Origin of the sequence: Spongiactinospora gelatinilytica (genome assembly GCF_003236385.1) — a bacterium.
GTDB lineage: Bacteria > Actinomycetota > Actinomycetes > Streptosporangiales > Streptosporangiaceae > Spongiactinospora > Spongiactinospora gelatinilytica.
Genome location: NZ_POUA01000637.1, coordinates 1 through 2242, shown reverse-complemented (window position 1 = coordinate 2242; position 2242 = coordinate 1). Strand labels below are relative to the sequence as shown.

2 protein-coding genes are annotated in these 2242 nt (G+C 75.4%); both read right to left on the bottom strand.

The genetic code is table 11. From position 1 onward, the window contains the following. Positions 1 to 68 precede the first annotated feature (68 nt). Positions 69 to 1118 carry a FecCD family ABC transporter permease gene (locus C1I98_RS38060; RefSeq protein WP_111172080.1) on the bottom strand — a complete coding sequence of 350 codons (1050 nt, stop codon included), beginning with the start codon at positions 1116 to 1118 and terminating at the stop codon, positions 69 to 71. Next, the coding region (locus tag C1I98_RS38055) for a FecCD family ABC transporter permease (RefSeq protein WP_306461951.1) at positions 1115 to 2242 on the bottom strand (1128 nt) is incomplete at its 5' end. The genes C1I98_RS38055 and C1I98_RS38060, both read right to left, overlap by 4 nt.

The following is a 2242-nucleotide window of genomic DNA, read 5'->3' as shown; positions in this document are numbered from 1 at the left end:
CGATCCCTCCCGCAGCCCCGGACACCAGGGCGATCCGCCCCTCGACACCTTTCATGATCAATACTCCTTCAGCGTCTCCACTCAGAGATCAGCAGCCAGGCCAGGTACACGCCGCCGAGCGACCCGGTCATCACCCCGACGGGGAGCTGCACGGGGGCCAGCAGCCGCTGGGCCGCGAGGTCGGCGCAGACCATCAGCAGCGCCCCCATCAGGGCCGAGGTCACCAGTACCGGCCCGGACGGGCGGGCCAGGCGGAAGGCGAGCTGCGGCGCGGCGAGGGCCACGAACGGGACGGGCCCGGCGGCGACGGTCGCCATCGCGGTGAGCCCGACGGCCAGGACCATGAGCGTGAGCCGGGTGCGCTCCACCGAGATCCCGAGGGCCGCGGCGAGCTCGTCGCCCAGTTCCAGCAGGGCCAGCCGCCGCCCGGCGAGCAGCGTGACCGGGACCAGTACGGCCAGCGTCGCCACGAGCAGGTGGACCTGCCCCCAGGTCCGCCCGTTGAGGTTGCCGGTCATCCAGGTGACGGCCACGTGCGCGTCGGCGAACTCGGCGCGGGCGATCAGAAAGACGTTGAGCGCCACGAGCCCGCCGTTCACCGCGATGCCGACGAGGATCAGCCGGTAGCCCTGCACGCCGTTGCGGAAGGCCAGCAGGTAGACGGCCAGCGAGGTGAGCAACCCGCCGGCGAGCGCGCCGCCCGCGACGGCCGCGGCGCCGCCGCCGATCACGATGATCTGGAGCAGCGCCCCGGTCGAGGCCCCCGTGGTGAACCCGATGACGTCGGGGCTGCCCATGGGGTTCCTGGTCAGGCTCTGGAAGACCGCGCCCGCCAGGGCGAGCGCCGCGCCGGTCAGCACGGCGGTGAGCACCCGGGGCAGCCGTAGTGTCAGCACGACGAACTCGTGCGCGGTCGTCCCCTGCCCGGCCAAGACCCGCAGTACGTCGGGCGGGGAGATCTGGTAGGTGCCGGTACCGACCGCGACCACGAAGGCGGCCACGAGCAGCGCCGCGACGGCGGCGGCGGTGAGCACCGAGCGGCGTTCGGCGCGCAGCACGACACCGCCGGGCGGGCGCAGCGTGATGAAGGCGCGGCGGGAGCGCGCCGGTGCGCTCACAGCCGGGCCAGCCTTCGCCTGCGGGCCAGCGCGATGAAGACCGGCATGCCGACCAGCGCGGTGACCACCCCGGCCTCCAGTTCGGCGGGCCACAGCACGAGGCGTCCGGTAATGTCGGCGACCAGTACGAGCACCGGGCCGAGCAGCGCGGCGTACAGCAGCGACCAGCGGTTGTCGGGGCCGACGAGCAGGCGGGCGGCGTGCGCCACGACCAGGCCCACGAAGCCGATCGGGCCCGCCGCGGCGGTGGCCGCGCCGCACAGCAGCGTGACGGCGATCGCGCCGAGCAGCCGGGTACGGCCGGGCCGCGCGCCGAGCGCCCGTCCGGCGTCGTCGCCGAGGGCCAGCAGGTTGAGCGGCCTGCCGAGGCTGAGCGCGAGGGCGGTGCCCACCGCCATGAACGGCGCGACCTGGACGGCGACCGACAGGTCGTGCCCGCTGAGCGCGCCCGTTCCCCAGTGCCGGAACCGCTCGAACGCCTCCGGATCGACCAGGACGAGCGCCTGGGTGGAGCAGGCGAGGGCGGCGCTGACCGCCATGCCGGCGAGCGCCAGCCGTACCGGGGTGACGCCGCCCCGCCCGGTCGAGCCGATCAGGTAGACGACCGTGGCGGCGGCGGCCGACCCGGCGAAGGAGAACCAGATGAACCCGGGCAGGTTGTGCAGCCCGAAGGGGCCGACGGCGACGGCGATGGCGACCACCGCCCCCGCCTCCACGCCGAGGATGCCGGGGTCGGCCAGCGGGTTGCGGGTCAGCGCCTGCATCAGCGCGCCGGCCAGGGCCAGCGCCGCGCCGACGCCGATCCCGAGCAGCGTGCGCGGCACCCGCATGTCGTGGACGACGAAGGCCGCGTCGGTGCCATCCGGGTGGAACAGGAGCCGCAGCACGTCGCCGGGCGGGATGGCCTTGGAGCCGATCGCCAGGCTGGCCAGCGCCGCGAGGACCAGCAGCCCCGCGGCCAGCAGCGCACCCCCGGCCCGGATCGCGGCCGGCCGCAGGGCACGCCGTGACCCGCCACCCCCGGACACGGGCGGCGCCTGCGCCAGATGCCCGGCGGTCATCCGCGGTACCCCCCGGGTCGCGTCGGCCGCTGGGGTCGGGGGGTCGTGGCGGTCATTGGGGAC